We start from the raw sequence: 4,562 nt of genomic DNA, 5'->3' as shown, positions 1-4,562 counted from the left end.
GAAAAATCGGCTTCTCTTGCAGAAGCCGATTTTTTTTCATTTTTAGACAACATTCCGGAAATTCTTTTGATAAACGAATATCAAGGCAGAAACCGTCGAAGATTTCTTTGGTATTGTTACCTTCTTTTGACAAAATCCTATCTGTGCTTTCGCTATAATGACAGGCAACGAATATAACAGGTGGGAGATGAGAGAAATGGAAAAAGCAGAAAGAAGAGTGAACGGGCCAATGGCGGGACAAGCTTTGGAAAAACTCCAATCTTTTTTTAACAGGGGCACGAAGCTGGTGACTCATCATTTGCATTCACTGTTTTTCTATAAAGGATTCATTTATGTCGTCATCGGATTTTTGCTTGGACGAGCTTTCATATTATCCGAGGTGCTTCCTTTCGCACTTCCTTTCTTTGGGGCGATGCTTCTTATCAGAAGAGACAAGGCGCTTTATGCGGTGCTGGCTGTGCTTACAGGTGTGCTGACCATTTCTCCGAAGCACTCATTGCTCATACTAGCCGCATTGCTGGCATTCTTCGTATTTTCTAAAGTAGCCTCCTTCATCACCGACGATCGCGTGAAAGCACTCCCGATTGTCGTGTTCTTCTCCATGGCTGCAGCAAGAGCCGGGTTTGTTTACGCCCAAAATGGCGCGTTTACAACCTATGATTATGTGATGGCTGTCGTTGAAGCTGGACTATCCTTTATTTTAACGCTGATTTTCCTTCAGAGCCTTCCGGTTTTCACTGTAAAAAAAGTAAAACAATCATTAAAAATAGAAGAAATCATTTGCTTTATGATACTCATTGCTTCCGTTTTGACGGGGCTTGCCGGCTTGTCCTACCAAGGGATGCAGGCAGAACATATACTGGCTCGTTATGTCGTATTGAGTTTTTCCTTTATTGGCGGAGCTAGCATTGGCTGTACGGTTGGTGTCGTGACCGGTCTGATTCTTGGCTTGGCGAATATCGGAAACCTCTATCAAATGAGTCTGCTTGCTTTCTCCGGTTTATTAGGCGGTTTGCTGAAGGAAGGAAAAAAGGCAGGCGCAGCAATCGGGCTGATCGTTGGATCACTTCTTATTTCTTTATATGGTGAAGGCTCTGCTGGTCTGATGACAACGCTCTATGAGTCATTAATTGCAGTCGGCCTGTTTTTGCTTACACCTCAATCGATTACAAAGAAAGTGGCGAGATATATTCCGGGAACTGTGGAGCATCTTCAAGAGCAGCAGCAATATGCTAGGAAAATCAGAGATGTCACTGCTCAAAAGGTAGACCAGTTCTCTAATGTATTCCACGCGCTGTCTGAAAGCTTTGCAACCTTTTACCAAGCATCTGACGAACAGACAGATGACAGCGAAGTTGATTTGTTTTTAAGCAAGATCACGGAGCATTCCTGTCAGACGTGCTACAAGAAAAACAGATGCTGGGTACAGAACTTTGATAAAACATATGACTTAATGAAACAAGTTATGCTTGAAACAGAAGAAAAAGAATATGCATCAAACCGAAGGCTGAAAAAAGAGTTTCATCAGCATTGCTCTAAATCAAAGCAGGTTGAAGAGCTGATTGAAGATGAACTCGCACATCATAATGCCCATTTGACGCTTAAGCAAAAAGTGCAGGACAGCAGGCGCCTTGTTGCTGAACAGCTTTTAGGTGTTTCTGAAGTTATGGCAGACTTTTCTCGGGAAATAAAAAGAGAGCGGGAACAGCACTTTCTGCAGGAAGAGCAAATCATAGAGGCACTTCAGCATTTCGGAATCGAGATTCAGCATGTGGAGATATATAGTCTTGAACAAGGAAATATCGACATTGAAATGACCATTCCATTCAGCGGACATGGAGAAAGTGAAAAAATCATTGCACCTATGCTTTCTGATATTCTGGAAGAACAAATTCTTGTGAAAGCCGAACAACACTCTCCACATCCGAATGGATACAGTCATGTCGCTTTTGGATCAACTAAATCATACAGGGTGTCTACAGGTGCGGCTCACGCTGCGAAGGGCGGCGGCCTTGTCTCCGGCGACAGCTACAGCATGATGGAGCTAGGTGCCAGAAAATATGCTGCGGCAATCAGTGACGGAATGGGCAATGGCGCAAGGGCCCACTTCGAAAGCAATGAAACGATCAAGCTTCTTGAGAAAATCCTTGAATCCGGCATTGATGAAAAAATAGCAATTAAAACGATTAACAGCATACTGTCCCTAAGGACAACTGACGAGATATATTCCACGCTTGACCTATCTATTATCGATCTACAAGATGCAAGCTGTAAATTTTTGAAGGTCGGATCGACGCCTAGTTTTATCAAACGGGGCGACCAGGTAATGAAAGTTCAAGCGAGCAATCTGCCAATCGGTATTATTAATGAATTCGATGTGGAGGTTGTGAGTGAGCAGTTGAAAGCGGGTGATCTCTTGATTATGATGAGTGACGGCATATTTGAGGGCCCTAAGCATGTAGAAAATCATGATTTATGGATGAAACGCAAAATGAAAGGGTTAAAAACAAATGACCCGCAGGAGATTGCCGATTTGCTCATGGAGGAAGTCATCCGCACGAGATCCGGCCAAATTGAGGACGATATGACAGTTGTTGTCGTCCGGATTGACCACAATACACCGAAGTGGGCATCCATCCCTGTTCCGGCCATCTTTCAAAACAAACAAGAAATTTCATAACGCTTCCGTATAAATCAAATTTCTTCTGGCGAAGATGGGAATATATGAATCTGAGAATCCTCGTATTCTCCAGGAGGAATGAATGTGAATAACGGACATTTAAATCAAATTTTGCTGATAACGGATGGCTGCTCGAACCATGGGGAAGACCCGCTTGCAATGGCTGCTTTTGCTAAAGAGCAGGGGATTACGGTAAACGTCATAGGTATAATGGAAGAAAACCAAATTGACCCTGAAGCAATGAAGGAAGTCGAAGGGATTGCGCTTGCCGGAGGCGGTGTGCATCAGGTGGTTTATGCATCTCAGCTTTCACAAACCGTTCAAATGGTAACAAAAAAAGCGATGACGCAAACCTTACAAGGTGTAGTCAATCAAGAGCTGAAACAAATTCTCGGAAAGAATGTGGAAATGGAGGAGCTTTCTCCCGAAAAACGCGGCGAAGTCATGGAAGTGGTAGACGAGCTTGGAGAAACGGTGCATCTTCAGGTTTTGGTCCTTGTTGATACAAGTGCAAGTATGGCACCTAAGCTTCCTACAGTAAAAGAGGCGCTGATTGATTTGTCTGTCAGCCTCAATTCCCGAATCGGGAATAACGAATTTGCGATGTGTATATTTCCCGGGAAAAAACAAGAGGTCGAGCTTGTGCTGAACTGGACACCAAAGCTGCAATCTCTTTCCTCACTCTTTGCAAAGCTTTCGACAGGCGGCATCACGCCGACAGGTCCGGCGATACGTGAAGCGACGCAGCAATTTGAAAAAATCCGCTCAAGAAGGAGCATGCTGGCAGATGATGAACGACGCTTTGACGAGTTTGGCATGTAACCTTAAGCCGGGTACGACAATCAAAGGCAAGTGGAACGGAAACTCTTATACATTGCGTAAACAGCTTGGAAAAGGGGCCAATGGAATTGTGTATTTGGCAGAAGCATCAGATGGACATGTTGCCTTAAAGGTGAGCGATGACAGCTTGTCTATTACTTCTGAAGTGAATGTCTTAAAATCTTTCTCAAAGGCCCAGTCCGTTACGATGGGGCCTTCTTTTTTTGATACGGATGATGCCTATATCCCCAGTGCCAATACGAAAGTTTCGTTTTATGCAATGGAATACATAAAAGGCCCGCTGCTTTTGAATTATGTAAATGATAAAGGAGCGGAATGGATACCGGTGTTGATGATTCAATTGTTATCCAGCTTATCAGTGCTTCACCAGCAAGGATGGATATTCGGCGATCTTAAACCTGATAATCTGATTGTAACCGGTCCGCCCGCAAGAATCCGCTGCATTGATGTAGGCGGCACAACAAAGGAAGGCCGTGCGATAAAAGAGTATACCGAGTTTTATGACAGAGGGTATTGGGGGTATGGAACAAGAAAAGCAGAGCCATCCTACGATCTGTTTGCAGTTGCCATGATTATGATCAACAGTGTGCATAAAAAAGAATTCAAGAAAACAAACCAGCCCAAGGAACAGCTTAGGTCTCTAATCGAAGGGCACCCTCTGCTGAAAAAGTATAAAAAAGTGCTTTTTTCAGCATTGAACGGCGATTATCAAACCGCAGATGAAATGAAGAAGGACATGCTCGACGCGGGGCAAAAAGCAGTACAGAGAAAACAAGCTGTAAAAACACCGCCGCAGCCTGTCACAAGACAAAGACAGCAAAAACCGCGCCAAGGAAAAGTAACGAAGACGCGCTATACTCCTAAACAGAAGCCTGCTAAGTCGGGGGGGTTATTTGAAACAACGCTTATCGTGATCAGCGTTTTGGCGCTTTATTTCGCCTACATTATCTTCTTCTTAATCTGAATGGCACAATCTGCAAAGCCTATGCTTCTTCTTTGCTTGGAAGGATTGAAAGTGATAGGATATGAATATCTTTAAAAA

General features: G+C 43.8%; 3 protein-coding genes. All 3 read left to right on the top strand.

Annotated elements, in window-relative coordinates:
* Window positions 1-196 precede the first annotated feature (196 nt).
* The 3 genes from spoIIE (at window position 197) to prkT (ending at window position 4,484) form a co-directional block, all read left to right on the top strand.
* Window positions 197-2,680, top strand: coding sequence for a stage II sporulation protein E (gene spoIIE / locus RAC86_RS35605; protein ID WP_072565626.1), 2,484 nt, complete (start codon window positions 197-199; stop codon window positions 2,678-2,680).
* An 84-nt stretch (window positions 2,681-2,764) separates the two neighbouring features.
* Window positions 2,765-3,502, top strand: coding sequence for a vWA domain-containing protein (locus tag RAC86_RS35600; RefSeq protein ID WP_014112311.1), 738 nt, complete (start codon window positions 2,765-2,767; stop codon window positions 3,500-3,502).
* Complete coding sequence (gene prkT, locus RAC86_RS35595) at window positions 3,468-4,484, top strand: serine/threonine protein kinase PrkT (protein WP_072565627.1); 1,017 nt, start codon at window positions 3,468-3,470, stop codon at window positions 4,482-4,484. Before RAC86_RS35600 ends, prkT begins: the two co-directional genes overlap by 35 nt.
* Window positions 4,485-4,562: the final 78 nt, after the last annotated feature.

It is taken from the genome of Bacillus sp. LR_5 (genome assembly GCF_042709275.1).
This window is presented reverse-complemented; position numbering and strand designations above follow the sequence as displayed.

Excerpts from the sequence above, each read along its gene's own strand:
- spoIIE (WP_072565626.1), top strand. The coding sequence starts at position 197 with ATGGAAAAAGCAGAAAGAAGAGTGAACGGGCCAATGGCGGGACAAGCT.
- prkT (WP_072565627.1), top strand. The coding sequence starts at position 3,468 with ATGATGAACGACGCTTTGACGAGTTTGGCATGTAACCTTAAGCCGGGT.